At 52.2% G+C, this 26,675-nt stretch carries 29 protein-coding genes and 1 pseudogene; 12 read left to right on the top strand and 18 right to left on the bottom strand.

Going from position 1 to position 26,675, the window contains the following annotated elements:
• Positions 1-22 precede the first annotated feature (22 nt).
• From rpmI to thrS, 3 genes are all read right to left on the bottom strand, one after another.
• The gene (gene rpmI, locus N2K86_RS09110) at positions 23-220 is read right to left on the bottom strand and encodes a 50S ribosomal protein L35 (protein ID WP_003030583.1); all 198 of its coding nucleotides are present in this window, start codon (positions 218-220) and stop codon (positions 23-25) included.
• A 97-nt stretch (positions 221-317) separates the two neighbouring features.
• On the bottom strand, positions 318-860 hold the full coding sequence (gene infC / locus N2K86_RS09105) for a translation initiation factor IF-3 (protein WP_014069901.1): 543 nt from the start codon (positions 858-860) through the stop codon (positions 318-320).
• A gap of 3 nt (positions 861-863) precedes the next feature.
• The gene (gene thrS / locus N2K86_RS09100) at positions 864-2,792 is read right to left on the bottom strand and encodes a threonine--tRNA ligase (protein WP_126543786.1); all 1,929 of its coding nucleotides are present in this window, start codon (positions 2,790-2,792) and stop codon (positions 864-866) included.
• A gap of 322 nt (positions 2,793-3,114) precedes the next feature.
• Here thrS and yncL point away from each other — a divergent pair, with 322 nt between their 5' ends.
• A complete protein-coding gene (gene yncL, locus N2K86_RS09095) occupies positions 3,115-3,207 on the top strand; it encodes a stress response membrane protein YncL (protein ID WP_260661223.1) in 93 nt (30 codons plus the stop codon).
• A 99-nt stretch (positions 3,208-3,306) separates the two neighbouring features.
• A complete protein-coding gene (yniD, locus tag N2K86_RS09090) occupies positions 3,307-3,414 on the top strand; it encodes a small membrane protein YniD (protein WP_010426102.1) in 108 nt (35 codons plus the stop codon).
• 137 nt (positions 3,415-3,551) lie between these two features.
• Here yniD and N2K86_RS09085 read toward each other — a convergent pair whose 3' ends face one another.
• Both N2K86_RS09085 and N2K86_RS09080 read right to left on the bottom strand, forming a co-directional pair.
• Positions 3,552-3,752: a hypothetical protein gene (locus N2K86_RS09085; RefSeq protein WP_211446061.1), complete on the bottom strand. Its 201-nt coding sequence runs from the start codon at positions 3,750-3,752 to the stop codon at positions 3,552-3,554.
• A 263-nt stretch (positions 3,753-4,015) separates the two neighbouring features.
• Positions 4,016-4,774 carry a DUF481 domain-containing protein gene (locus tag N2K86_RS09080; RefSeq protein WP_260661222.1) on the bottom strand — a complete coding sequence of 253 codons (759 nt, stop codon included), beginning with the start codon at positions 4,772-4,774 and terminating at the stop codon, positions 4,016-4,018.
• A gap of 295 nt (positions 4,775-5,069) precedes the next feature.
• Here N2K86_RS09080 and pfkB point away from each other — a divergent pair, with 295 nt between their 5' ends.
• The 3 genes from pfkB to N2K86_RS09065 all read left to right on the top strand — a co-directional run bounded on the left by pfkB (position 5,070) and on the right by N2K86_RS09065 (position 7,364).
• The gene (pfkB, locus tag N2K86_RS09075; RefSeq protein ID WP_260661654.1) at positions 5,070-6,002 is read left to right on the top strand and encodes a 6-phosphofructokinase II; all 933 of its coding nucleotides are present in this window, start codon (positions 5,070-5,072) and stop codon (positions 6,000-6,002) included.
• A gap of 105 nt (positions 6,003-6,107) precedes the next feature.
• Positions 6,108-6,398 (top strand): type V toxin-antitoxin system endoribonuclease antitoxin GhoS, encoded by a 291-nt coding sequence (gene ghoS / locus N2K86_RS09070; RefSeq protein ID WP_108416807.1) that lies wholly within the window; start codon positions 6,108-6,110, stop codon positions 6,396-6,398.
• 105 nt (positions 6,399-6,503) lie between these two features.
• Entirely contained in the window at positions 6,504-7,364 is an 861-nt protein-coding gene (locus tag N2K86_RS09065; RefSeq protein WP_260661221.1) for a fructosamine kinase family protein, read from the top strand.
• Between the two features lie 29 nt (positions 7,365-7,393).
• On the opposite strand, the gene N2K86_RS09060 is transcribed toward N2K86_RS09065, so the two are convergent.
• Entirely contained in the window at positions 7,394-7,930 is a 537-nt protein-coding gene (locus tag N2K86_RS09060) for a YniB family protein (protein WP_126543781.1), read from the bottom strand.
• Positions 7,931-8,078: 148 nt separating this feature from the next.
• Between N2K86_RS09060 and hxpB the strand changes: the two genes are divergently transcribed.
• The 4 genes from hxpB to tcyP all read left to right on the top strand — a co-directional run bounded on the left by hxpB (position 8,079) and on the right by tcyP (position 11,845).
• Positions 8,079-8,750: a hexitol phosphatase HxpB gene (gene hxpB, locus N2K86_RS09055; RefSeq protein WP_260661220.1), complete on the top strand. Its 672-nt coding sequence runs from the start codon at positions 8,079-8,081 to the stop codon at positions 8,748-8,750.
• 129 nt (positions 8,751-8,879) lie between these two features.
• Entirely contained in the window at positions 8,880-9,641 is a 762-nt protein-coding gene (gene kduD / locus N2K86_RS09050) for a 2-dehydro-3-deoxy-D-gluconate 5-dehydrogenase KduD (protein WP_010426114.1), read from the top strand.
• Between the two features lie 94 nt (positions 9,642-9,735).
• Positions 9,736-10,326, top strand: coding sequence for a metal-dependent hydrolase (locus tag N2K86_RS09045; protein ID WP_120158863.1), 591 nt, complete (start codon positions 9,736-9,738; stop codon positions 10,324-10,326).
• Between the two features lie 127 nt (positions 10,327-10,453).
• Positions 10,454-11,845, top strand: coding sequence for a cystine/sulfocysteine:cation symporter (tcyP, locus tag N2K86_RS09040; RefSeq protein ID WP_260661218.1), 1,392 nt, complete (start codon positions 10,454-10,456; stop codon positions 11,843-11,845).
• Positions 11,846-11,904: 59 nt separating this feature from the next.
• On the opposite strand, the gene N2K86_RS09035 is transcribed toward tcyP, so the two are convergent.
• Together N2K86_RS09035 and cedA are read right to left on the bottom strand one after the other, a co-directional pair.
• A protein-coding gene (locus N2K86_RS09035) for an IS3 family transposase (protein WP_260661141.1) occupies positions 11,905-13,262 on the bottom strand; the annotation gives its coding sequence in 2 pieces (ribosomal slippage) (positions 11,905-12,800 and positions 12,800-13,262; 1,359 coding nt in all).
• A 75-nt stretch (positions 13,263-13,337) separates the two neighbouring features.
• Entirely contained in the window at positions 13,338-13,577 is a 240-nt protein-coding gene (cedA, locus tag N2K86_RS09030) for a cell division activator CedA (RefSeq protein WP_010426120.1), read from the bottom strand.
• Between the two features lie 203 nt (positions 13,578-13,780).
• On the opposite strand from cedA, the gene katE reads away from it, so the two are divergent.
• Positions 13,781-16,030: a catalase HPII gene (gene katE, locus N2K86_RS09025; protein WP_260661217.1), complete on the top strand. Its 2,250-nt coding sequence runs from the start codon at positions 13,781-13,783 to the stop codon at positions 16,028-16,030.
• An 89-nt stretch (positions 16,031-16,119) separates the two neighbouring features.
• Here katE and chbG read toward each other — a convergent pair whose 3' ends face one another.
• From chbG to osmE, 7 genes and pseudogenes are all read right to left on the bottom strand, one after another.
• Positions 16,120-16,869: a chitin disaccharide deacetylase gene (gene chbG, locus N2K86_RS09020; RefSeq protein WP_260661216.1), complete on the bottom strand. Its 750-nt coding sequence runs from the start codon at positions 16,867-16,869 to the stop codon at positions 16,120-16,122.
• An 11-nt stretch (positions 16,870-16,880) separates the two neighbouring features.
• Positions 16,881-18,236 (bottom strand): 6-phospho-beta-glucosidase, encoded by a 1,356-nt coding sequence (locus tag N2K86_RS09015; protein ID WP_089599100.1) that lies wholly within the window; start codon positions 18,234-18,236, stop codon positions 16,881-16,883.
• A 110-nt stretch (positions 18,237-18,346) separates the two neighbouring features.
• Positions 18,347-19,186 (bottom strand): annotated as a pseudogene (chbR, locus tag N2K86_RS09010) (transcriptional regulator ChbR); the annotation flags it as partial.
• Positions 19,187-19,197: 11 nt separating this feature from the next.
• Positions 19,198-19,545 (bottom strand): PTS N,N'-diacetylchitobiose transporter subunit IIA, encoded by a 348-nt coding sequence (gene chbA, locus N2K86_RS09005; protein ID WP_010430147.1) that lies wholly within the window; start codon positions 19,543-19,545, stop codon positions 19,198-19,200.
• A gap of 47 nt (positions 19,546-19,592) precedes the next feature.
• Positions 19,593-20,951, bottom strand: coding sequence for a PTS N,N'-diacetylchitobiose transporter subunit IIC (gene chbC / locus N2K86_RS09000; RefSeq protein ID WP_260661215.1), 1,359 nt, complete (start codon positions 20,949-20,951; stop codon positions 19,593-19,595).
• 80 nt (positions 20,952-21,031) lie between these two features.
• The gene (chbB, locus tag N2K86_RS08995) at positions 21,032-21,349 is read right to left on the bottom strand and encodes a PTS N,N'-diacetylchitobiose transporter subunit IIB (protein ID WP_010430144.1); all 318 of its coding nucleotides are present in this window, start codon (positions 21,347-21,349) and stop codon (positions 21,032-21,034) included.
• 281 nt (positions 21,350-21,630) lie between these two features.
• Positions 21,631-21,975, bottom strand: coding sequence for an osmotically-inducible lipoprotein OsmE (osmE, locus tag N2K86_RS08990; RefSeq protein ID WP_010430142.1), 345 nt, complete (start codon positions 21,973-21,975; stop codon positions 21,631-21,633).
• 221 nt (positions 21,976-22,196) lie between these two features.
• Between osmE and nadE the strand changes: the two genes are divergently transcribed.
• Together nadE and cho are read left to right on the top strand one after the other, a co-directional pair.
• Positions 22,197-23,021 carry an ammonia-dependent NAD(+) synthetase gene (nadE, locus tag N2K86_RS08985; RefSeq protein ID WP_260661214.1) on the top strand — a complete coding sequence of 275 codons (825 nt, stop codon included), beginning with the start codon at positions 22,197-22,199 and terminating at the stop codon, positions 23,019-23,021.
• Between the two features lie 180 nt (positions 23,022-23,201).
• Entirely contained in the window at positions 23,202-24,080 is an 879-nt protein-coding gene (cho, locus tag N2K86_RS08980) for an excinuclease Cho (RefSeq protein ID WP_260661213.1), read from the top strand.
• Here cho and ves read toward each other — a convergent pair.
• The 3 genes from ves to astE form a co-directional block, all read right to left on the bottom strand.
• A complete protein-coding gene (gene ves / locus N2K86_RS08975) occupies positions 24,058-24,615 on the bottom strand; it encodes an environmental stress-induced protein Ves (protein ID WP_108416801.1) in 558 nt (185 codons plus the stop codon). The two genes, cho and ves, sit on opposite strands and share 23 nt — an antisense overlap.
• A 261-nt stretch (positions 24,616-24,876) precedes the next feature.
• On the bottom strand, positions 24,877-25,371 hold the full coding sequence (gene spy / locus N2K86_RS08970; RefSeq protein ID WP_010430133.1) for an ATP-independent periplasmic protein-refolding chaperone Spy: 495 nt from the start codon (positions 25,369-25,371) through the stop codon (positions 24,877-24,879).
• A 329-nt stretch (positions 25,372-25,700) separates the two neighbouring features.
• Positions 25,701-26,666: a succinylglutamate desuccinylase gene (astE, locus tag N2K86_RS08965; RefSeq protein WP_260661212.1), complete on the bottom strand. Its 966-nt coding sequence runs from the start codon at positions 26,664-26,666 to the stop codon at positions 25,701-25,703.
• Between the last annotated feature and the right edge of the window lie 9 nt (positions 26,667-26,675).

Genomic DNA, 26,675 nt, shown 5'->3' with positions numbered 1-26,675 from the left:
AAAAAAATTAAACGTTAACGGCTTATGCGTACGGCAGGCACGCGATAACCAGACCCAGATCGCCTTTAGAAACAAGGCCTTTTGGACGCAGGTGACGTTTACGCTTAGTAGATTTTTTGGTCAGAATATGACGCAGGTTTGCGTGCTTACGCTTAAATCCACCACCACCGGTTTTTTTGAAGCGCTTAGCAGCACCGCGTACGGTCTTAATTTTTGGCATCTTAATAACTTCCACTTCGCATTGTTAAATAAACGAAACATAGGCGAACAAAACCTATGAAACCCGAAGGCTCCACAGATTTTGCTGCTTGAAGGCCTTACTGTTTCTTCTTAGGAGCGAGCACCATGATCATCTGGCGGCCTTCGATCTTCGTAGGGAAGGATTCGACTACTGCCAGTTCACTCAGATCGTCACGGACGCGGTTAAGCACTTCCATACCGATCTGTTGGTGGGCCATCTCACGACCGCGGAAACGCAGTGTGATCTTGGCCTTATCGCCATCTTCCAGAAAGCGAATCAGGCTGCGGAGTTTTACCTGATAATCGCCATCGTCGGTACCAGGACGGAATTTGATTTCCTTAACCTGGATAACTTTTTGCTTCTTCTTCTGTTCCTTAGAAGACTTACTCTTTTCATAAAGGAACTTGCCGTAGTCCATGATACGACAAACTGGCGGTTCGGCGTTAGGGCTGATTTCAACTAAATCTACTCCAGCTTCTTCAGCTTTTTCGATCGCTTCTCTCAGACTCACAATCCCCAGTGGTTCACCTTCAAGATCTGTTAAGCGAACTTCCTGGGCGCGAATCTCGCCATTGATACGATTCGGACGTGCCGTTTGAACTCGTTTTCCGCCTTTAATACCTTATTCCTCCAGTTGTTGAAGACTGCGGCTGCGAATCTCTTGTTGCAGCTTCTCAATCACTTCACTTACGTCCAGGCTCCCCAGGTCTTTACCACGGCGGGTGCGAACGGCAACTTTGCCTGCTTCCACCTCTTTATCACCACAGACCAACATATACGGGACACGACGTAAAGTGTGCTCGCGGATTTTAAAGCCAATCTTCTCATTTCTCAAGTCTGCTTTTACGCGAATGCCCGCATTTTGTAGTTTCTGCGTCAATTCTTTAACGTAATCCGCCTGAGAATCGGTAATGTTCATCACCACGACCTGCACTGGCGCAAGCCAGGTTGGGAAGAAGCCAGCAAACTCTTCGGTCAGAATGCCGATGAAGCGCTCCAGAGAACCGAGAATTGCACGGTGAATCATTACCGGTACCTGACGCTCGTTGTCTTCGCCAACATAAGAGGCGCTTAAACGCTGCGGCAGGGAGAAGTCCAGCTGTACAGTACCGCACTGCCATGCGCGATCGAGGCAGTCATACAGGGTAAATTCAATTTTCGGACCGTAGAATGCGCCCTCGCCCAGCTGGTATTCGAACGGAATGCCGTTCTCTTCCAGCGCCACGGCGAGATCCGCTTCTGCGCGATCCCATGTCTCATCGCTACCGATACGTTTTTCCGGACGCGTTGAGAGTTTGACCACGATCTTCTCGAAGCCAAAGGTGCTGTACATATCGTAGACCATACGAATACAGGCGTTAACTTCGTCACGGACCTGATCTTCAGTACAGAAGATATGCGCATCATCCTGAGTAAAGCCACGAACGCGCATCAGACCGTGTAGCGCACCCGATGGCTCGTTACGGTGGCAGCTACCGAACTCCGCCATACGCAGCGGCAGGTCGCGGTAGGATTTTAGACCCTGGTTGAAGATCTGGACGTGACCCGGGCAGTTCATTGGCTTGATGCAGTACTCACGGTTCTCAGACGAGGTGGTGAACATTGCATCTTTGTAGTTGTCCCAGTGGCCGGTTTTTTCCCACAGCACACGGTCCATCATGAACGGGCCTTTCACTTCCTGATACTGGTACTCTTTCAGCTTGGAGCGAACGAAGGTTTCCAGTTCACGGAAGATAGTCCAGCCGTCGTTATGCCAGAACACCATACCCGGCGCTTCTTCCTGCATATGATACAGGTCAAGCTGTTTACCAATTTTACGGTGGTCACGTTTCGCAGCCTCTTCCAGGCGCTGCAGGTACGCGTTCAGGGCTTTCTTATCTGCCCATGCGGTACCATAAATACGCTGCAACATCTTGTTGTTGCTGTCGCCACGCCAGTAGGCGCCTGCGATCTTCATCAGCTTGAAGTGATGACAGAAGCGCATGTTCGGCACGTGCGGTCCACGGCACATGTCGACGTATTCTTCGTGATGGTACAAGCCAGGCTTGTCATCATGCGAAATGTTTTCGTCAAGAATAGAGACTTTATAGCTCTCGCCGCGCTTCACGAAGGTTTCACGCGCTTCGTGCCAGCTGACTTTCTTCTTGATGACGTCATAGTTGGTTTCGGCGAGCTCGTGCATACGTTTTTCGAGCGCGTCGATATCTTCCTGGGTCAGGGTATGATCGAGGTCAACGTCATAGTAGAAGCCGTTGTCGATAACCGGGCCGATCGCCATTTTGGTGTTTGGCCACAGCTGTTTAATCGCATGACCTAACAGGTGCGCGCAGGAGTGACGAATGATCTCAAGACCTTCTTCGTCTTTCGCGGTGATGATAGACAGCTTCGCATCGCTCTCAATCAGATCGGACGCATCAACCAGCTCACCATTTACACGGCCAGCGATGGTCGCTTTCGCGAGTCCAGGACCGATATCCAGGGCAACATCCATTGGGCTAACAGCGTGGTCGTAATGGCGTTGGCTGCCATCAGGAAGAGTAATTACAGGCATTTTATATCCTTATTTGCAGTGATGCCCCACACATAAGAGCATATACAAAGAAAATAATCATTATTTAACAATAGATTGCGAAACCATCTGACCAACAATCGTCAAATTGGCTCGTCATCATGCTCCCGCCGATTTCAGACAAATGCGGATTTACGGCAAGCACCCTAATGGTAACACTAATGAAAGGGCGAATGCACCCTCTGCGACCCGTTTGAACCTGCACTCATCGGTATGAGTAAACGAACTTTCGCAAAACATGGCTCGCAATTCAAAAGTGCTGAGCTATTCTTGAACAGGTCCTTACACACCCAAGGGGCATCACATGAATGTGTCCAGTAGAACCGTTTTGATATTGAATATCCTTTCCGCTGCCGGTTTAGTGTTGATTCTTGCCGACAGATTCCATTGGTTCTGACACGAATCAATGCCGTGGCATAACCCTTTGTCCCGAATAATGCGATTTTTACCGCATTTTTTTGGTAGACTGGAACAATAAACTGACAAGGAAGAGGTTATGCCAACAAAACGCTTTGCCGCAAAGCACTGGAAAATGGTGGTCGTATTAATTGCAATCTGCGGTGCAATGTTGTTATTGCGCTGGGCTGCAATGATATGGGGTTAGTGTTAACGCATTGCAAGGAAAAGTAATAAGACATCAAACCCTGAAAAATCTTTGAATATCTTTACAGCATTGATGTGATGAAAACCGGTACATCAAAATCCGGTTTTTTAAGGTGAGGTTTAAAACCGAAAGAAGTATCAGGACCACTCACCGGCTACCAGTGTATGCACGTCAAACGCATCATTCATTGACTGACCGGTAGACTGCGACGCCGGGGCGATGTTTGAACCCGCCTCAACATCAGAGGCGGTGCTAATACCTGTGTGGTCAGCAGCGAATACGCCAAAAGAGAGTGCCGAAAGCACCATTGCTGCTGCAGCAGTTTTGATTTTTTTCATCATGTTTATTCTCATACTAATTAGAGCTTAAAGACCTAAGGCTGAATTTTGCCTGTAGTCACAGTGTAGATCTGGATCACACTTTTGCATAGTCAGTTTATTTATCAATTCGTGTCAAATAATCTGAACATTCAGAGAATGGTGTAATTATGAAGAAAGTATGGAAATATTTTCGGACCGATTATTTTAAAACGCCGTTTAATATAAATCAGCACAATTTCTAAAAATTAAAAAAGGGCCGAAATAATGTCGGCCCCTTTAGATTACATTTTATAGCCCAAAGAAATTGTCGTCCTGCGGTCGGTATGATCAGGCGCAGTTTCAGGCGGTGCTGAGTTCCAGGTCACGTTGTACGCTACCTTTAACCCAAAGTGTTCATTGATGGCCACATTCAGCGCCGTCTCGGAGTTCAGCGTCGTATCATCAGCACCGAATACCGAAACACCCTGCGTGAATTTGGTGTTGTCGGTCATCTGCCAGGCGTAAGTACCCGACGCATAGCCCAGCGGTTGGGTTTTGGTATCACCGTCGGTGTATTCATCATAACGTACGCCTGGACCGAATTCGAAACGCAGACTGTGTACCGGTCCGTTGAGGAACTGGCGACCATAACCAGCAGTGAAGACATCACGCTCCCGGTAGCCGTTATAGCGGTCTGTTAGCCAGCTTGCCTGACCGAACAGGTAATCATAATCGGTCATATTGTAACGACTACGCCCGCCTACGGCGTATTTCTCGGACGATCGCTCGTCATTCGCTGAGGTGTTGCTGGCATTCCCCCACAGTGACCAGGCGGTGGTGTTGCCATACCAGGTCAAGGTGCTGTCTGCGGTCAGGGAAGAGCTTTTCGTGTTGCCGGATTGCGCCAGATACCCTGCGTTCAGGTTACCTTCAAAAGGTTTTTGCGCTGTGGAGGGATCGTCCATGACAGTAAAAACGGAATCATCGGCGATTGCATTCATTGACGCAAACACGCCACCCACCAGCATCATTGCAGCGGGTACTGTCTTCAAAAGCTTCATTTTATTAAGGAGTCCATACAACAAAAAAAGAGACCATCACGGTCTCGGAAACTTTCTTGAGGATCAATGACAAGGCGTCCAGAGAAAGGTAACAAATTATAAAAAGCCGCAAATAACATAGCAATGTTTTCTTATTTCATTTTTTGAATAAGAACGATCCCAAAACGACTTTTATTTTATAAAAACATTCCCGCTCTTTTGTCAGCATTCATATTTAAAATCATACTGTTATTTACGTTGCCTTCCTGTCGATTGGTGCCAGGCTTAAAGGAACCCATGCAAAAAGGAGGTTATGATGGTTCCTGTTTACACGCTGACACTCTCCCCTTCTCTCGATTCCGCTACCTTAACCGCACAGATTTACCCGGAAGGTAAACTACGCTGTAGCGCCCCGGTGTTTGAGCCCGGTGGTGGCGGTATAAACGTCGCACGCGCAATTACCCACCTCGGAGGCAAGGCGACGGCGATTTTTCCTGCCGGTGGTGCCACTGGTGAACATCTGGTTTCTCTGCTTGCCGATGAACAGGTTGCCGTTCAGACCGTCGAGGCCAGCGACTGGACGCGACAAAACCTGCACGTTCACGTTGAGTCCAGCGGCGAGCAGTACCGCTTTGTTATGCCGGGGGCAAAATTGAGTGATGATGAGTTTCGTCAGCTTGAGGAGAAGGTCCTGACAATTGAAAGGGGCGCTTTGCTGGTGATTAGCGGCAGCCTGCCGCCGGGCGTGAGCACAGAGAAACTCACAGCATTAATTCGGGCAGCGCAGCAACGAGGTATCCGGTGCATTGTCGACAGTTCCGGCGAGGCGTTAAAAGCCGCCCTGGAGCCAGGTAATCTTGAGCTGGTCAAACCCAATCAGAAAGAGCTAAGCGCGCTGGTGAATCGTGAACTCACCCAGCCCGATGACGTGCGTAACGCCGCGCAAGAACTGATACGCAGCGGCAAGGCATTGCGCGTGGTGGTTTCCCTTGGCCCTCAGGGTGCGCTGGCCGTGGATGGAACGGGCTATGTACAGGTTGTGCCACCCCCCATGAAAAGCCAGAGCACCGTTGGCGCAGGCGACAGTATGGTGGGGGCGATGACGATGAAGCTGGCGCAGGGTGCGTCGCTGCTGGAGATGACGCGCTACGGCGTTGCAGCAGGTAGCGCTGCAACCATCAATCAGGGAACGCGGCTTTGTTCGCTGCCTGACACCCAGAAAATTGTCGATTATCTGTCCCAAAATTAACCGCCCCCTCTCTCTTCCAGGGAGAGGGGAAAGACGAGCCATAGTCGCCAAAAATGCACTATCGACTATGCTAAGAAAACTTTCATGATAACAATGAGGTGAACTATGAGCAGTGGTGACATCACCCGCTACGTCATTACCGTCAATATTCATGAAGCGTCACTGACCGAGCTCAATGAACTCAACAACGCTTTTACACGGGCAAATTTTCTGCTCACCCTCACGGACGATGAGGGCAATATTCATGATTTAGGCACGCTGACATTTGGCCTGATAAGCGCCCTCAGCGACGAGGAGGTTCACGCCCTGGCAAGCAGCCTGGCCGAGAGTGTGACCGACAAGGATGCGGATATTGAGGTAGATACCTGGGAAAGCTGGCGAAAAAAAGAACAATAAGTGCGTTGTATGAATTTAAACCGCTCAGGTGTGCGTTAGTTCGTATTTTTTAATAGCCGTTTTGCGCTAACTTTATGATCTGGCAGACAACATGGGAGAGAAATCATGTGGCAGGCTATCAGTCATCTTTTGAGCGAGCAATTAGGTGAAGGTGAAATTGAACTGCGTAATGAACTGCCTGGCGGTGAGATCCACGCCGCGTGGCATTTACGCTACGCGGGGCGCGACCTTTTCGTGAAATGCGATGAACGTGAACTTCTCCCCATCTTCACTGCCGAAGCCGATCAGCTGGAACTGCTGTCGCGCAGCAAAACGGTCACCGTCCCGCACGTCTGGGCCGTGGGCAGTGACCGCGACTACAGTTTTCTGGTCATGGAATATCTCCCCGCTCGCCCACTGGATGCCCATAACGCGTTTCTTCTTGGCCAGCAGCTAGCGAGATTGCACCAGTGGAGCGACCAACCGCAGTTTGGACTCGATTTCGACAACGATCTCTCCACCACACCGCAGCCGAACGCCTGGCAACGCCGCTGGTCGACCTTCTTTGCAGAGCAACGTATTGGCTGGCAGCTGGAGCTGGCGGCAGAGAAAGGACTGGAATTTGGCAACATTGATGCCATTGTCGAACACGTGCAGCAGCGTCTTGCCGCGCACCAGCCTCAGGCTTCACTGTTGCACGGGGATTTGTGGTCAGATAACTGTGCGCTGGGTCCGAACGGCCCTTATATCTTCGACCCTGCCTGTTACTGGGGTGACAGAGAGTGCGACCTCGCCATGCTGCCGCTGCATCCTGAACAGCTGCCGCAGATTTATGACGGATACCAGTCGGTCTCTCCCTTACCACCTGACTTCCTCGACCGTCAGCCGGTGTATCAACTTTATACCCTGTTGAATCGGGCAATTCTGTTTGGCGGTCAACATCTGGTGAATGCGCAGCGCGCACTGGAGCGGGTACTGGCGGCGTAGCGGGCGGTCATGCGCCACCCGCTGTGGCGCTAGATAAACCCGAGCAGAGAGAAAAAGAAATAACCGGCCACGATGATGACTACCGGTAATACATAGAGCGGGAAAATCTGCAGGAAAATCGTGTGACGCGGAACAACAATGCGGGATTCGATTTGCTCACGGCTCATCCCGTCCGGCCCTTTCGCCTGCTCAAGAATGAGCTGGTCTTCCACACCCTCGCGTAAAAAACGCGTCTGGCGACTCATGCGCGCGCCTGATGCCTGCAATGCCATCGCGATAAAAATCAGCGCGTAAATCACCCAAAAGCCAACATTCGCCTGTTGATGGAAATTCGGTGTCGGTGAGTTAAACCAGAAAAAATTTAAGAACGGGGTGTTAAAACGCATCATTTCAATCATCACATGCGCGAAATCCAGCATTACCGCATTGATCCCCGGCTGCTTTTCGCTGTGATCGTACATAAATTTGAGTACCGAAATCAGCGTGGAAATCACAGCCGGAATAAAAATGACCCAACCGGCAATACGTTTTAAGACAGCGATGCGTCCAGCTTGTTGATACGTCATTCGTTCCCCTTCAAAAAGACGCGTTATTTTTGCCTAAGTCTACCTGCTGCCCATCATTTTCGCCCGTTCTTTAAAAGCATTATGCTAAATTGCAGATTGTGCTTAGCACGTATCGTCTGTCGAACACCTGAGATAAGGAGACGTTGTGATGTCGACACCGCGCCAAATACTTGCCGCCATTTTTGACATGGACGGATTACTGATTGACTCCGAACCGCTGTGGGATCGGGCTGAACTGGATGTGATGGCGAGCCTCGGCGTCGATATCAGCCGCCGGAACGAACTTCCCGATACGCTGGGACTTCGCATTGATATGGTTGTGGACCTCTGGTATGCCCACCAGCCATGGGTTGGCCCCGGTCGTGACGAAGTCACCGCGCGTATTATTAACCGCGCCATTACGCTGGTTGAAGAGCAAAAGCCCCTGCTTCCGGGCGTGCGTGATGCAATCGCTCTGTGCAAGGCGCAAGGATTGAAGGTCGGACTGGCCTCCGCCTCGCCGCTGCATATGCTGGAGAAAGTGCTGTCCCTGTTCGAACTGCGCGACAGCTTCGACGCGCTGGCCTCAGCCGAGAAGCTGCCCTACAGCAAGCCGCACCCTCAGGTCTATATGGACTGCGCCGCAAAACTGGGTCTGGATCCGCTCACCTGCGTGGCGCTGGAAGATTCCGTTAACGGCATGGTGGCCTCTAAAGCCGCACGCATGCGCTCCATCGTTGTGCCTGCCGAAGAAGGCCGCCACGATCCCCGCTTTGCCCTGGCAGATGTGAAACTGGCCTCGCTGGAAGACCTTAGGGTTGCCCATCTGCGCGGCGAGTAACCTTCTCTTTCAGGCAGCCCTTCGCTGCCTGAAAATAAAAATAAAACATCGTTTCATTTAATTGCATTTCCCGCTTTCACCTCCTATTCTTACCTTCAGAATGACAATAACCTTACTTCTGAGGCGCGTATGATACTGGAGTCCTTCACTCTTTCAGGAAAAGTGGCCATCGTCACGGGATGCGATACCGGGCTGGGACAGGGCATGGCCGTGGCGCTCGCACAAGCCGGATGCGATATTGTTGGCGTGAACCGTAAAGTTCCCGACGAAACGGCCGCGCGCATCACCGCCCTCGGGCGTCGATTTATGGCGATTCGGGCCGATCTCGGTCAACAGGAGAGCATTCAGCGCGTAGTGGATAGCGCTGTTGCTGAGATGGGACGCGTCGATATTCTGGTGAATAACGCTGGCACCATTCGTCGGGAGGATGCCCTGGCATTCAGTGAAAAAGACTGGGACGACGTTGTTAACCTGAATCTCAAATCGGTTTTTTTCCTCTCTCAGGCGGTGGCCAAACAGTTTATCCAGCAGGGTCAGGGCGGGAAAATCATCAATATTGCCTCGATGCTTTCATTCCAGGGGGGGATCCGCGTGCCTTCTTACACCGCGTCTAAAAGTGGCGTTCTGGGTATCACGCGCCTGCTCGCCAACGAATGGGCTACGCATGGCATCAATGTGAACGCCATTGCGCCGGGTTATATGGCGACCAATAATACGCAGCAGTTGCGCGATGACGAACAGCGTAGCCAGGCGATCCTGGAGCGTATCCCCGCCGGACGTTGGGGATTGCCGGAGGATTTGCAAGGTCCGGTTGTTTTCCTTGCCTCTGCTGCATCGGATTATGTCAACGGTCACACCCTGGCCGTAGACGGTGGCTGGCTGGCGCGCTGACGCCGCTTTGTGACAAAGAGTTACACCGTCACCTCTTCCGCACACTGTATAAAAACCCTATACTGTATGAATTGACAGTTTGTTGGGTTTTATCATGACGGCGGAAGGCCACCTGCTTTTTTCAATTGCATGCGCAGTGTTTGCCAAAAACGCTGAACTGACCCCTGTGCTGGCACAGGGTGACTGGTGGCATATCGTCCCTTCCGCCGTATTAACCTGTCTCCTGCCGGACATCGATCACCCCAAGTCGTTTCTTGGACAACGGTTGAAGTGGATCGCCAAACCCATTGCCAGAGCGTTTGGCCATCGTGGGTTTACCCACAGCCTGCTGGCCGTGTTTGCCCTGCTCACCCTGTTCTATTTAAAAGTGCCTGAAAGCTGGATAGTGCCGGCAGATGCCATACAGGGGATGGTGCTCGGTTATTTAAGCCATATTCTTGCCGATATGCTGACGCCTGCCGGTGTCCCCCTCCTGTGGCCCTGCCGGTGGCGTTTCCGTTTTCCCATTCTCGCCCCGCAAAAAGGCAATCAGCTGGAGCGCGTTTTGTGCATGGCACTCTTCGCGTACGCCGTCTGGATGCCGCAGACGTTGCCCGAAAATGGTGCAGTCCGCTGGTCATCGCAGATGATCAATTCGCTGCAATTTCAGTTCAATCGTTTCATTCATCACCAGATCGAACATTAAACAAACAAAATAATCACGTTTGTCATAAACCATTCCATTTGGATATAAGCGCTGCATCACACTTCTGCTAACCTTGCGCCATCAGGATCGGTAAAAACCGACCGTATAATAAATCAGGAGAACGGGGATGAATTTTCCACTCATCGCGAACATTATTGTGTTCGTTGTATTGCTATTGCTTCTCGCGCAGGCACGCCACAAACAGTGGAGCCTGGCGAAAAAAGTGCTGGTCGGTCTGGTCATGGGTGTGGCCTTTGGTCTGGCGTTACACGCTGTTTACGGCTCCGATAACCCGGTACTGAAAGATTCCATTCAATGGTTCAACATTGTCGGTAACGGCTACGTGCAGCTGCTGCAGATGATTGTGATGCCGCTGGTGTTCGCGTCTATTTTGAGCGCCGTTGCTCGTCTGCACAATGCGACTCAGCTGGGGAAAATCAGCTTCCTGACTATCGGTACGCTGCTGTTCACCACGCTGATTGCCGCGCTGGTGGGCGTGCTGGTGACCAACCTGTTTGGCCTGACCGCTGAAGGCCTGGTCCAGGGTACCGCTGAAACCGCGCGTCTGACGGCGATTCAAACCAACTATGCTGGCAAAGTGGCTGACCTGACGGTTCCGCAGATGGTGCTCTCCTTCATTCCTAAAAACCCGTTTGCTGACCTGACCGGTGCAAGCCCAACCTCCATCATCAGCGTGGTGATCTTCGCCGCATTCCTCGGTGTGGCTGCGTTGAAGCTGCTGAAAGACGATGCGCCAAAAGGTGAACGCGTGCTGACCGCTATCGATACCCTGCAGAGCTGGGTGATGAAGCTGGTCCGTCTGGTCATGCAGCTGACACCTTACGGCGTGCTGGCACTGATGACCAAAGTGGTTGCGGGATCAAACCTGCAGGACATCATCAAGCTGGGCAGCTTTGTCGTCGCCTCTTACCTGGGTCTTGGCATCATGTTTGTCGTGCACGGCATCCTGCTTGGCGTTAACGGCGTCAGCCCGCTGAAATACTTCCGTAAAGTGTGGCCAGTGCTGACCTTCGCGTTTACCAGCCGTTCCAGTGCAGCCTCTATTCCGCTGAACGTGGAAGCACAAACGCGTCGCCTGGGCGTACCTGAGTCCATCGCCAGCTTCTCTGCTTCCTTTGGTGCCACCATTGGACAGAACGGCTGTGCGGGTCTGTACCCGGCAATGCTGGCCGTAATGGTTGCGCCGACTGTGGGTATCAACCCGCTGGATCCGGTCTGGATTGCCACCCTGGTGGGTATTGTTACCGTGAGTTCCGCAGGCGTTGCGGGTGTCGGTGGTGGTGCAACCTTCGCCGCACTGATTGTTCTGCCTGCGCTGGGTCTGCCTGTGACGCTGGTAGCGCTGCTGATCTCCGTTGAACCGCTGATCGACATGGGACGTACCGCGCTGAACGTGAGCGGCTCAATGACCGCCGGTACGCTGACCAGCCAGTGGCTGAAGCAGACCGACAAAGCAATTCTGGATAGTGAAGACGACGCCGAACTGGCTCACCGTTAATCACTGTTGACATAAAAAAACCGCCTGATTGAAGTGAACCCCATATATTGGACACTTTCTTAACTGGCGGCTGACATAGCCTGAGTTCGGTATTGTACTGGACTCAGGCCGTTTAGTTTTAGCTTGATTCGTTCGTTGTTGTAATAATGGATGTACTCTTCCACTACTTTTCGTAGATGGTCCGTATTTTCATACTCTTCGTGGTACCAACATTCTGTCTTCAACAGACCAAAAAAGTTTTCTATCACTGCATTGTCCAGACAGTTTCCTTTGCGCGACATGCTTTGCTCTATACCTTTAACCTTAAGCTTTTCCTGATACCGTGCCATCTGATATTGCCAGCCCTGATCAGAGTGCAGTATCGGTCTTTCATCTGGCTTTAGCCGCTGTATGGCCTTGCTGAGCATGTTGTCGACCAGGTTCATTCCCGGATGCGTCGTCATATGCCAGGCTATTATCTCGCTGTTATACAGATCCAGCACTGGTGACAAATATAGCTTTGTCCCTTTTACGTTGAACTCGGTCACGTCTGTAACCCATTTCTGGTTTGGACTGCTGGCCTTAAAATTACGAGACAGGATGTTTGGTGCGATTTTACCGTAGGTACCTTTGTATGACTGATACTTCTTGCTTCTCAGGCATGAGGCCAGCCCCATCTTACGCATCAGTTTTCGTACTGTTTTATGATTTATGCCGTAGCCTTCATTGCGCAACGCCAGGGTAATGCGGCGGTAACCATATCGTCCTTTATGATAATGAAACAGTGCGGCTATTCTTTGCTGTTCGCCCTCATAGCGCTCTCCACTGTCCTCCGCCCTAACGTGCCAGTAGTAAGTGCTGCGAGGCAATCCTGCTATATGAAGCAGCATCCTCAGGTTATGGTTTTGCCTCAATTCGGTAATTATTTTTGCTTTGTCTTCTGCTTTTCCCGAATCAAGGCCTGAAGCTTTTTTAGGTAGGCATTTTCCGCCCTCAAGTATTCAAGCTCTTCTTCAACGCTCTGAAACGCTGGAGGGGAATTTTTAAGTTTTTTATCTGACGTTTCGTTCTTACCAGACTTCACCGGACGCCCTCTGGGTTTATCTTGTAAGGCAATAACACCGCCTTCACGGTAAAGGCGCTCCCACTTGCTGACAGTATAAGCGGTTGCGATGCAAAACTCCGCCGCAGCTTTCCGGGATGACTTGTTATGTTGCTGCATCCAGAGCACAACAGACTCTTTGAACTCAGCAGAGTAAGCTCTGGTAGGAATGGAAAAACCGTTCACCCCGTTCACTTTCCAGTGTTCAGTCCAGCGTCTGACCGCTCCGTGATCGACGCCGAACAGCCTGGCCGTTTTCTTTGCACCGTCACCACTGTTCAGATAGTGGAGAACAACTTGTTGCTTGAATTCAGATGAATATTTTTTTCTGCCCATTGAAACGCAAAACCCCTAATCGTTGGATGTCCAACTTTCGGGGTTCACTTCATGATGGCGGTTTTTTTATGGCTGTTATTCTTCAACCTCTTCATCCTGGCGGATCTGCATCGCCCACCGTTGCGCTGACTCCGGCACCGTAAACGTGGGAGAGCGGCGAAAATGTTCGCCGATCAGCACAAAGGCCACGTATTTACCCCGTAACTGCCAGACATCGCGAAAACCATCCACTTTCAGGGCATGGTCAGGCGGCGCGGGCTCAACGCGGGGTACATAGCTAATAACCTGGCGGTTTTGTTGACGAAGAGGTTTCATAAGCGACTGGTTCACTAAAGCAAATTCTTGAAGCAGGAAAATTCTATGATAGCCGATCCTGCTACCTTCCGTCGCGCTCCGAGTGGGTGAGACGGCTCCTTTCGTTAACGATGGCATGTGAAAACTCTTAGTTCGCGAGCCATCTCACGACATTGTTCTATCCTTAATAGGGTTTTTAGCAATGGATAAAGGAGAAGCGTGCAATGTCGAACAAAGATAAAACACATCAATCACCGATTCATGGCACTGAGGAATCTCAACCGGGTATGGACTCTCTCGCCCCTGCTGACGGCTCTCACCGCCCCTCACCGGGCCCTTCCGCGCCTGGCGAGCAGCCTACCGCACCGGGAAGCATGAAATCGCCGGATACGGGGAACGAGAAGCTGGAATCGCTTGAGCCACACCGTAAAGGTGGCGAAGGTTTTGCGCTCACGACCAATCAGGGCGTGCGTATTGCTGACGATCAGAACTCCCTTCGCGCAGGCACGCGCGGGCCAACCCTGCTTGAAGATTTCATCCTGCGGGAAAAAATTACCCATTTTGACCACGAGCGCATACCGGAACGCATCGTTCACGCGCGCGGCTCGGCTGCGCACGGGTACTTCCAGCCCTATAAGAGCCTGAAAGACATTACCAAAGCGGATTTCCTCTCCGACCCGGATAAAATTACCCCGGTGTTTGTGCGCTTTTCTACCGTGCAGGGTGGCGCTGGCTCGGCCGACACGGTGCGCGATATCCGCGGCTTCGCCACCAAATTTTATACCGAAGAAGGTATTTTCGATCTGGTCGGCAACAATACCCCGGTGTTTTTCATTCAGGATGCGCATAAATTTCCTGACTTTGTCCATGCGGTAAAACCGGAGCCCCACTGGGCCATACCGCAGGGGCAAAGCGCGCACGACACCTTCTGGGACTATGTCTCCCTGCAGCCTGAAACCTTACACAACGTGATGTGGGCGATGTCAGACCGCGGCATTCCACGCAGCTATCGCACCATGGAAGGGTTTGGCATCCACACCTTCCGCCTGATTAATGCGGAAGGCAAAGCCACTTTCGTGCGCTTCCACTGGAAACCTGTCGCGGGTAAAGCGTCGCTGGTGTGGGATGAAGCGCAGAAGCTGACTGGCCGCGATCCCGATTTCCACCGCCGCGAGCTGTGGGAATCCATTGAAGCCGGAGACTTCCCGGAATACGAACTGGGGTTACAGTTGCTCCCGGAAGAAGACGAGTTCAAATTTGATTTCGACCTGCTTGATCCGACCAAACTCATTCCTGAGGAACTGGTGCCGGTTCAGCTGGTAGGAAAAATGGTGCTCAACCGCAACCCGGATAATTTCTTTGCCGAGAACGAACAGGCCGCCTTCCACCCAGGGCATATCGTGCCGGGACTGGATTTCACCAACGACCCGCTGTTACAGGGGCGTTTGTTCTCCTATACCGATACGCAGATCAGCCGTCTTGGCGGACCGAACTTCCACGAAATCCCCATTAACCGCCCTACCTGCCCGTATCACAATTTCCAACGCGACGGGATGCATCGCCAGGATATCGACACCAACCCGGCGAACTACGAACCGAACTCGATCAACGATAACTGGCCGCGTGAAACACCACCGGGCCCGAAACGTGGTGGGTTTGAGTCGTATCAGGAACGCGTCGAGGGAACCAAAATTCGCGAACGCAGCCCATCCTTCGGTGAGTATTACGCCCATCCTCGCCTGTTCTGGAACAGCCAGACCCCGATTGAGCAGCAGCATATCATCGGCGGCTTCAGCTTTGAGCTGAGCAAGGTGGTGCGTACCTACATCCGCGAGCGCGTGGTCGATCAGCTGGCGCGAATCGATATCCAGCTTGCGCAGAGCGTCGCCGATAACCTCGGCATTACCCTGACCGATGAGCAACGTAACGCAGCCCCACCAAAAGACGTTAACGGGCTGAAAAAGGATCCGTCTCTGAGCCTGTACGCCGTACCGGGTGGATCAATTAAGGGCCGCGTGGTTGCCATTCTGCTGAACGACAAAACTCGCGCCAGCGACGTGCTGGGGATTATGCAGGCGCTGAAAACCCACGGTGTGCATGCGAAACTGCTTTATTCCCGTATGGGCGAAGTGACTGCCGATGATGGCTCCGTGCTGCCGGTGGCGGCGACCTTTGCCGGGGCGCCTTCACTGACCGTCGATGCGGTGATTGTGCCGTGCGGGGACATTGACAGCCTGCTGACCAACGGTGACGCCGTCTATTATCTGCTGGAAGCCTATAAGCACCTGAAACCGATCGCCCTGGCAGGCGATGCGCGACAGTTTAAGGCGCAGTTGAAGGTAGCCGATCAGGGTGAGGACGGCATTGTCGAGGGCGATAACGTTGACGATGCCTTTATGACGAAGCTGTTTGATTTACTCGCCGCGCATCGCGTATGGTCGCGTAGCAGCAAGATCGATCAGATTCCGGCGTGAAACAAGCCGGGTGGCGCTTACGCTTACCCGGCCTACATGTCGATTGGTTTTGTAGGCCCGGTAAGGCGAAGCCGCCACTGGGCTTTGTCTCAAAGATCCCCAAACGTCCCCAGACGATACCCGCGCTCGGCAATCGCATACTTCAGCGACGCCGACGTCAGCACGTCCAGTTCCACCAGACGCGGCCAGCAGTAGGCACTTTTCCGCACGGTATTATCGACAAATGCCGGGTGCGCCATCACCTCTACAGAGTTTTCACCGCGAGCGGCGGACTCATCCAGCACCTTCAGGAACAGCGCTTCGTCGATCTCGTCGCCGTAAAATGCACTGCTGAACCCATCTGTTGATTTCACAGCGCAGTCCGGCACTCCGGGCACCTCACGATCCACGCGGATCGCGACGCCTTTACGCTGTGCAAACTCCGCGACAATCGGGAAAATCGCCGGGATCATGTGCACGTGGTGATGGCTGTCGATGTGCGTCGGCTCCTTGCCAAACACATCAACAAAGCGATTGAACTGGCAATCCAGTTCACGGGTAATCTCTTCGAGCGGCAGAGCGTCTTGCTCTGCCATTTCCCAAATCCATTTCCCTAACTGCCCGTCACGCGTCAGGCCCGGCATCGGTGAAAGCGGCATTCCCAGCGTCAGAACAAAATGCAGGCCCACCCCCAGCCCGGGAACGTCCCGACTTAGCTGAGCCGCATGTTCAACTGCCTCGCCGTTAATCAACGCCGTGGTTGAACTCACCACACCCCGACGACATGCTTCAATGATCCCGTAGTTCTGCCCTTTCGACAGGCCAAAATCATCGGCGTTTACGATCAGCAGGTTTTCCATCGTACATCCTCTTAACGGTGGGTGAACTTCAGTTTCTCAACCGTTGCAGCAAAGTTTGGCAGCCATTTTTCATGCGCCAGGATCATCTCACTCGCGAGCTGCTCAGCGTCACGATCGGAGTGCACCAGCGGACTGAGGTTCAGGGCCAGAAGCACATCATTCAGTTCACCGCTCAACGCCGCATTGCTTGCTGCTACCTCAAAGCCTTTAATGGTGTGGATCAGGCCCATCACTTTGTCGTCAAAGTGGGTAATGCGCGGGTGCGGTTTCGCGCCATCGCGACCCAGAATGCAGGTCATCTCAACGGCCCAGTCAGCCGGGATATTATCAATGTGGCCATGATGCGGCACGTTGACGTAGTGCTCAGCCTGCTTGTCGTTGTAAATGGCGTTGATCACCTCGCAGGCCGCATCGGAATAGTATGCCCCGCCGCGCTGCTCCAGCTCTTTCGGTTTAACGTTAAGATTTGGATCTTTATACAAATCAAACAGCTGCTTCTCAACTTTTTGTACCACCTGCGCACGCGCGCCGCCTTTATAGTACTCGCCCATTTCGATAGCCAGCATCTCTTTCTGCTTGAAATAGTAGAGCAGATACGAACACGGCAGCAGGTTCAGGGAGCGGATCAGGCCTTCGCTGAACGGCAGATCGAAGATGTTTTTCACCGAGGCCGCAGTCAGTCGACCCGAAGCCACACCGTCGAGCAGTTCGGCAAAGCGCGACGTGCCGTTAACAATCACATCCTTGATAAAGACCATGTGGTTCAGGCCGAACAGATCGATGGAGAGCTCGTCGTTGTCGGTCAGTGCCAGCACGTCGCGGATAAACATCTTCATGCCAATCGGGATATTACAGACGCCGATAAAGCGTTTGAAACCGGTGTGGCGATAGACTGCCTCAGTCACCATTCCCGCCGGGTTGGTGAAGTTAATCACCCACGCATTCGGGCAAATCTCTTCCACGTCTTTGATGATGTCGAAAATCACCGGAATGGTACGCAGGCCTTTAAACAGACCGCCCGCACCGTTGGTTTCCTGGCCCAGGTAGCCGTGGCTCAGCGGAATACGCTCATCCAGCTCGCGTGCTTTCAGCTGGCCAACGCGCAGCTGGGTGGTGACGAAATCAGCATCTTTCAGCGCCAGACGGCGATCCAGCGTTTTATGTACGGTCAATGGCACACCGGCTTTCTCAACCATACGTTTACACAGGTCGAAAATAATATTCAGCTTTTCCTGACCTTCTTCTACATCCACCAGCCATAATTCGCTGACCGGTAATTCATGATAACGTTTCAGGAAACCTTCCAGTAATTCCGGGGTATAGCTGCTGCCGCCACCAATGGTTACGACTTTTAATTTCTGTTGCATAATATCTCCCTTAGCGTATCAGGTTAACCGCCTGCAAGGTATAGCGTTCTCTTCCCGCTATTTGGGCAAGCAATTACGTCAATATTCGTGGCGAATAAAATCGCCGGGTATTAATTAATTACCGTCAAATTTTTGCGGTAACTGTTTGGTGTAAACGAAGTAAACTTCTTAAACGTTTTAATAAACAGACTGGGACTACTGTAACCTGACTCATAAGCAATATCGGTGACAGAGTAATTGGTGATTTCCAACTGTTTCTTGGCAAAGTTAATCCGGATTTCATTAATGATTTGCACAGGCGTTTTACGATAATAACGCTGCGTCGCACGAGTGAGATACTCCTGCGATTTACCGGAAAGTGCCACCATATTTTCCAGGGCATTGTCGCTGAATTGACATTTATCATGCATCATTTCAATGGTGCCCCGCAGCCATTGGGGGATATCGTCGCTCACCTGCTGCTGTTCTTCGCGATGATGGCGAAGGCGGTTCATCACATAAAACGTCACGGTTTCAATAAACTCGTCGAACTCATTGTCGCGGAAGTTAAGCGAGGCGATAACCGTTTCAATCCAGGTCATGAACTCGTTTTTGACGCGATAGACCTGTGACGCCACGAAGCAGAACGGTACCAGCGGAAGATAATGTTTCTCAAAGAAGCGTCTGCTGACACCCACGTTCAGAATGCGTGTGGCACCAAACTCGTAAAAGCTCTGGTGATAGGACCCCATCGGCAGGAAGACAAAATCTCCGCGCTCCAGTAACACACGCTTACCGTTGATCTCCTGGTAGTAGCGGCCGGTCAGAACAATTGTGAACTCGTAGTAGTCATGCTGGTGCAGACCACTGGCGCTCTCCGTCTTGTTGTAAATCACCACGTGAAAATTCTTGCCATTAAACAGCTGCTGCTCAAATGCGGTTTTAATTTCCATCGTGCTGACCTCCTGCTGCCTGACCTGACTTACTGCATCTTCTCGTGAAGCTCGATTAACTCTGCCACCAGCTCGCGCGCCAGCATGGAGGTCATGAGATGATCCTGCGCGTGGACCAGCACCAGGCTCACCTTCATTTTCCCTTCGCCCTGGTCGCCTTCGATGAGCTTCGTCTGCACCAGATGCGCTTCATTCAGTGCAAGACGGGACTGGTCCATCATGGTTTTTGCTGCGGCGAAATCACCCTGTTTGGCCTGCTTCAGCGCGGCATACGCCAGGCTACGGGCCTGTCCAGAGTTGATGATAAGCCCCATCACTACTTCTTCCAGATCGTTTTCTACGGTTTCGTCTGCGACAATACTATCCAAATCTAACATCGTTAATCTCCTTTTAGCTGGCGCGGGTTGCCCCGCGCCGTGCAATTTTAGAATTTCAGTGCGAGGGCGATATCCTCTTCGCTCTCTTCTTCATCGATAACGGTTGCCGCTTTGTTCGCTATTGCCACGAATGGCATGTAAAGCAGGGTTGCCATCCCGAGGTTGAATATCGCCAGCAGGAAGGCCGCGACGCTACCGTTGGTGTTAAAGAACGCGCCCAGACCGGCTGGCATGGTCCAGGGTGCAATGTTGGTCACCGGCGGGATAATGCCCAGGTAGTACGCGGTCAGGGTGATTGCCGCCAGCAGCGGTTGCACCAGGATGAATGGAATGAACATCACCGGGTTCATGATGATTGGCAGACCAAACAGAATCGGTTCGTTAATCTGGAAGATGCCTGACGGCAGCGCCAGCTTCGCAACCTGACGATGATCGGCACGACGAGAGACAATAAAGACCGCGATGATCAGACCCAACGTCGCCCCGGTCCCCCCCAGGAAGATATAGGAGTCGAGCATTGGCTTCGCCCACACATGGAAGGTTTTACCGGCTGCCAGCGCCGCATCAACGGAGCCGTACTGCTGATAAAGCGCAACGTTTTCCAGTGCCCACGGGGTCATGATACCGCTGTCCAGCGCCGCCAGTGCCAGTGAACCATGCACGCCGAAGAACCACAGCAGGGAGGTAAAGATGACATACGCCCAACCCACCACTCCACCCATTGACGCCAGCGGCGTAGAGATAGAGTCCATAATGATCTGGTGGAAGTTTGTGCCCCAGTGAGAGAGCGCCCAGGCGATAATCCCCATAATGGAGAGAATAATGAAGCCTGGAATCAACGCGGAAAATGAACGAGATACCGATGCCGGTACGCTATCCGGCAGACGGATAACCCAGTTGCGGCGAATAATGAACGTGAACATTTCCGCAACGACCAGACCGATAACAATACCCGAAATGATATTTGCGCCACCCAGCCAGTTAGCGCCGACCGCATAAGCCTCGCCGACGCTGTAAGGGGTCACCGTCATAAATGCTGCGACAGAGAGTAAACCTGCGGCCAGTGGATCCACTTTACGCTCTTCTGCCAGCGCCATTCCGATAAAGAAAGGCGCCATCAGCGACATAATACCCAACGTACCGTTGTATACGTTGCCGCCGATGGCTTTAAGACCATTAAGGGTTTCAATCGTGGAAGCGTCTAACCGAATTCCTAATGAATAAAAGAAGGAACCTTCACCAAAGCTCAGAAAAACGTTGTTAATTAAAACGAACATTGCCCCGGCCAGCGTCAACGGCATTAATTTAATAAAGCCGTTTTTGATGGCATTAACGTGAGGCTGCTTTCCTATTTTAACAGCAAAAGGAAGGAGTACCTTTTCAAGTGAAGCAATGACTTTACTCATAGGAAAATACCCTTAAATGCCGTAACGCAGGTTACGGCGTATTGTGTGTGAAATAACTCTTTGACGGGAAAAATAAATAATTAATTAGCAGCTTTTTTAATGGCTGCAACAGCAGCTTTTAATACACCTAAACCATCAATCTTACCGTACAGCCCCGAGTCGATGACTTCGACCGGTTTATGTGGGAGCAAACGCTGAATTTCTGGCAACATATAAGCGATTTGTGGCCCCAGTAAAATGACATCTGCTGTCTGACCTTTTTCGCCCGCCAGCGTTTCCGGGAACGCTTCGATCACCACAGGGACTTCATACTTTTCAGCCTGCGCACGCATCTTTGACACCAGCAGCGAGGTTGACATGCCCGCTGAGCAGAACAGGTAGATATGTTTCTTTTCCATCGTAATTTCCCTCTTGTATGACTACCTGCCGTCGCGCTATCACTCGACTCGCTCTCCTGGCTGACAGGTAGTGTGCTGACTGTTGTTTATCGTTGGAGTGAGTATACGTAATGGTACAGAGGGGGGATAATTCTGGACAGGCCTAAATTGTCTCTCATTGACCTGGCTTGTTGACTCTCTTCACATTTCGGGCAAATAATTCGCGCAAAGAAATAAGATTTGCGTATGCATAAAAAAACCGGCCTACAGGCCGGTTAGTTAACATCCTCAGGCAAGCGCGGTTACTGCGCCTTAGGGGCCTGTGGATCGGTGTCGTATTCTGCACAGGTCTGATAACCGGAGTTAATCACATGACCGGTATCATCCAGGGCGACAAAGTAGGTCTCAGCCTTACCATCACGTTGACCCAGGATATAGGTCTGACAGGTTCCCTTAGCATGAATCATGGTGACTTCAGAAGATGGTTTACCTGCAATTGCGGCAACCTGCGAACGTGTCATCCCTTTTTTGACGTCTTTTACGACGGGCTGGGTAAACTGATCCTTGGTGCGATCGTAAGCCGTACACCCTGCCAGCATAGTCAGTACCGCCGCTGCGCTTAAAATTCCTGCTACGTTCTTGTTCATATTCCGTCCTCTTGTTTATCAGCGTGTTATCTAAGCATGGGATAAAAAATACTATTGTTCAACTTTGCGAGTTACGCCAGACGAATTTCGGAAAATTCTAATAAAACAACGATAAGCTGCTAAAGTGCCGCAATTTAGCGCACTCGAAACTGTGATCCTTGTCGTTTTACGCCCAAAGGGTTAGTTTTAACAGTTAACACATTCTGTTTATGGAGAGCGTGATGACTCTGCAACAAGAGATTATTCAGGCGTTAGGCGCGAAGCCTTCGATAGATGCAAATGATGAGATCCGCCGCAGCGTGGATTTTTTAAAATCGTACTTAAAAAAGCACGCTTTCCTGAAATCCCTGGTGCTGGGCATCAGTGGCGGGCAGGACTCAACTCTGACCGGTAAACTCTGCCAGATGGCGATCTCAGAGCTTCGCGAAGAGACGGGCGATGAGACGCTGCAGTTTATCGCCGTGCGTCTGCCTTATGGCGTACAGGCGGACGAACAGGATTGCCAGGATGCGATTGCCTTCATTCAGCCTGACCGCGTGCTCACCGTTAATATTAAGGGCTCGGTTCTGGCAAGCGAGCAGGCGCTGCGCGAAGCGGGCATTGAGCTGAGCGATTTTGTTCGCGGCAACGAGAAAGCACGCGAGCGCATGAAAGCGCAGTACAGCATCGCCGGGATGACCAAAGGCGTCGTAGTCGGTACCGACCATGCGGCAGAAGCAATCACTGGTTTCTTCACCAAATATGGCGATGGCGGCACCGACATTAACCCGATCTTCCGTCTGAACAAGCGTCAGGGTAAGCAGCTGCTTGCCGCGCTGGGCTGCCCGGAGCATCTGTACAAGAAAGCGCCGACAGCGGATCTGGAGGACGATCGCCCTTCCCTGCCGGATGAAGCCGCCCTTGGCGTCACCTATGACAACATTGATGACTATCTGGAAGGCAAAACGCTGGATGAAGGTACCGCGAAAATTATCGAAGGCTGGTATTTGAAAACCGAGCACAAGCGCCATACGCCAATTACGGTGTTTGACGACTTCTGGAAATAAAAGCAAAACGGTAACCCAGGTTACCGTTTTTTAGTGTTTGCGCCCTCTCCGTGGGAGAGGGGTGGGGTGAGGGCATCAGGCCGCTCGTCATCGCCGGGTGAGTGGCAGCCGCCACCCGGCTCTTTTTTAACCACCACACTCCTGCTACACTGTATACCTGAACAGTATATGGAGCAGTATGTGAGCAGGCGTCAATCCGCCCCGCGTCTTGAGTTTGAAGCGGCGGCAATTTATGAATATCCCGAGCATCTTCGCCCCTGGCTTGAGGCGTTGCCTAAACAGCCGGGTGTGTACATCTTTCACGGCGAAAGCGACACCCTGCCGCTCTACATCGGCAAGAGCGTGAATATTCGCAGCCGTGTATTATCCCATCTGCGTACGCCGGATGAAGCCGCCATGCTCCGCCAGTCGAGACGCATCACCTGGTTTCCGACAGCGGGTGAAATGGGCGCGCTGCTGCTGGAAGCCCGATTGATAAAAGAGCAGCAGCCGCTGTTCAATAAGCGCCTGCGCCGCAATCGCCAGCTCTGTTCCCTGCAGATCAACAACGGCAAACCGCAGGTTGTGTACGCCCGTGACGTAGATTTTTCCCATGAGCCGAACCTCTATGGCCTGTTCGCCAATAAACGTGCGGCACTGCAGGCTTTGCAGGCGCTCGCCGACGATTTACAGCTTTGCTACAGCCTTTTAGGGTTAGAGGGCACTACGCGCGGTCGCGCCTGTTTCCGCTCGGCGCTGAAACGCTGCGCGGGTGCCTGCTGTGGGAAAGAGAGCGTCGAGGAACATAACGCCCGACTGCTCGCCGGGCTGGCGGCCATCAGCGTCAAATGCTGGCCATGGGAGGGCGCCGTTGCCCTGAAGGAAGTGGGTGAATTGATGACGCAGTATCACATCGTTCACAACTGGCTTTGGCTGGGCGCCGTTGATACCTTGCAAGACGCCACAACCCTGCTGCGTACCCCCGCCGGGTTCGACCACGACGGCTACAAAATACTCTGTAAACCCGTGTTAACCGGCAAGTACGAGATCATTTCGCTTAATGACCTGGCAGCCACGTAATTTCACTGAACAACAGCGTTCCTGTAGATTCCAGCAACCGGAGGGTATGCGTGCCCTCCTCCCAACTGGCTCCCTGATCCGCCGTCAGCAATTTTTCACCAAGCTGCCATGCCCCGCTTAACACAAATATCACGCCGCCGCGGGAGCCATAGGTGGTGAAGGTCCGATCCGCGACGCGAACCTTCGCCTGGCAGCAATCCCGCCGCGTCATAATATTAAAATCCATCGACATCTGCCCATCCGTCAGCAGCGCTTTTACCGGCAGATCGCCGGCAAAACTGTAGGGCTGGTGATGTTTCAGCGTATGGAAAAATGCCTGACCGGCATCCAGCGTGACTTCTCCCCCTTCCAGCAGGGTGATCACCCGGTCGACGCCGGGAAACGACGAGAATTCGCCATTGCTGGCTATAGAGGCAATGCTGGCGCGCCAGTAAAAATCACGCGTCGCGGGAGGAAAACAACATATTTCGCGTGTTTCGCCAGCGCCATTACGCCAGAGACTGACCGGCATCTTACGGATATCAAAGAACTCCATCACCACTCCTGAGGGGCGCAACCTGCGCCAGGGCAACGACATTGCTGTCATTGCTGTCTTGTTTATTATCGTTGGAAATCTACAGACGTATTATCGGCAGCAGAGTGGGCAAACCTTAGTAAATCTCTGACGCGACTACAGGAGAATACCGCGCTGGCGGTGGCAGGCAAGAGGTGGGCAGAAAGAAAAAACCGCCGGTCCTGTCCACAGCGTTTTTGCTTATGTGAACAGGATCCCGGCGGTCTTAAGAGGGTAAACCGATTATTCGGTTGGTGCTGGCATTTTACCTTCCGGCGCCGGACGTTCTGTCAGACGCTTCTCAAAATTGGCATTAAACTGTTTTTTCTGTTCCGGGGTCAGAATGTTGTAGATCTTATTCTGGGTTTCCATGTGGGCAAGCATGCGGGCTTTATGCTGCTCGGCCATTTTGTCGATCTGCGCTTCCGCTTTCGCTTTATCGAAGCTGTCGCTGGCAATGATGTCATGCATCGCGCGGCGCTCTTCCAGCGGAGGACGTTTCATCTGGTCACGCTGGCTTTTCATAATGTCACGAACCTGCTGTTTCTGCGCGTCGGTCAGATTCAGGTCTTTAAACATCATCATCTCGTGGTGCATACCCGGCTTGCCTTTATGATGCATCATCATTTTGCCTTCAGTTGGCGCGGCGGTCGTGGTGGCGGTATCGGCGGCGAACGCCATGCTGGTAGCGCCCAGAGCCAGGGTAGAGGCAACAAACAGTGCAGTTAACTTACGCATAATGTATTTCCTTACTTTCAGTTATTCTTCGGCGCTATGCCGTGTTGACGATATTAACTTTACGGGGTTTATCGTCAATTAGTCAGAGCAACGGTAAAACAATGAAAGTGTAAAAAACAATTTTTCGCCAAATGTGGAGGAATTAAGGATAAAACATGGAGAGGTGAAACATAAATATTCAATAAGCTGATTTTAAAGGGATTATACAGGAGTATAACGAAGTGATGTGTATTAATAAAGCAATTACCCAGGAATATTCTGTAAAAAAGATATAACCGCCTTCATTGCTAAGAAAATAATTTCCCCTCTCGCTTCAAGAGGGGAAAAGATCAGGCTATTTTTTCCAGCATCAGTCCGGCTCGCAGACCAAATGCCACTGACGGATTGGGGAATAAAACATACTCTGTGGCTCTCTGTACCTCGTATCGCTCGTCACCGTCTTCTGCCAGCAGTACCCCTTTACGGAACGGCGTGAAGTTCAGCGTATGGGCCGCCATATGGAGAAGGAAAGCATCGCTGCGACGGGTGATCTGCTGCACGACCCGATAACGCACGACGGGCTCCTTCGCCTGCTCCGGTGCGGTGCCGCCGAGCAGCGCCCGAAGCGCAGAGTGCGTCGGAGCAAAGCGCGTCAGATCGTTTTCCCCAAAAGGCAGCGCTTTTCCCAGCTCCAGCGTGCAGGCCAGCGCGCCGAAGTTTTCACACGTAAAATGGGTAAACGTGCCGCCCGGAGACTGATGGAAAACCAGGGCTTCCAGCCCCGCATCCCCCAGCCAGCTCAGAAAGGTTTCATCCCACGGCTGATTGCGCTGCGGCAGTACGCCAAAACGCACATGATAAGAGGCACGGATAGCCGTATGCAGGTCGAGGTGCCAGCGCGTTCCCCCTTCGGTGGCAAAAAACGTCGTCACCACACTCTCCAGCCACTGCGCGCGCGCCGTTTCATCGCTCGGGGGGAACTGTGACCAGCGGCCCCCAAACATCCGGTTGATATCACTCACCAGGTAACGTTTGTTTTGCGCCAGCGCTGGCGGATTGCCAAACACCACCAGCACGCGACACGTAAGCCTAATCTCTCCCCGGTACAACGCGCGCAGCAGCAGGTCAACAATCTCAACGGGTGCGGTTTCGTTGCCGTGAATACCGCTCGACAGCAGAAGCGATACGTCGCTTTGCGCGAACGGCGTCAATTCAAGTACGCCCCGTCCCAGCCAACGCCAGTGGAATGAGGGGCCATCGCCCTCACTCTGTGCGGGCGTTTCGTCTGCCAGCGTCAGCGCCAGTAAATTTTCCATATCATCCCC

The sequence above is a fragment of the Enterobacter mori genome (assembly GCF_025244905.1).
In the GTDB taxonomy this organism is placed as follows: Bacteria; Pseudomonadota; Gammaproteobacteria; order Enterobacterales; family Enterobacteriaceae; genus Enterobacter; species Enterobacter mori_A.
This window is presented reverse-complemented; position numbering and strand designations above follow the sequence as displayed.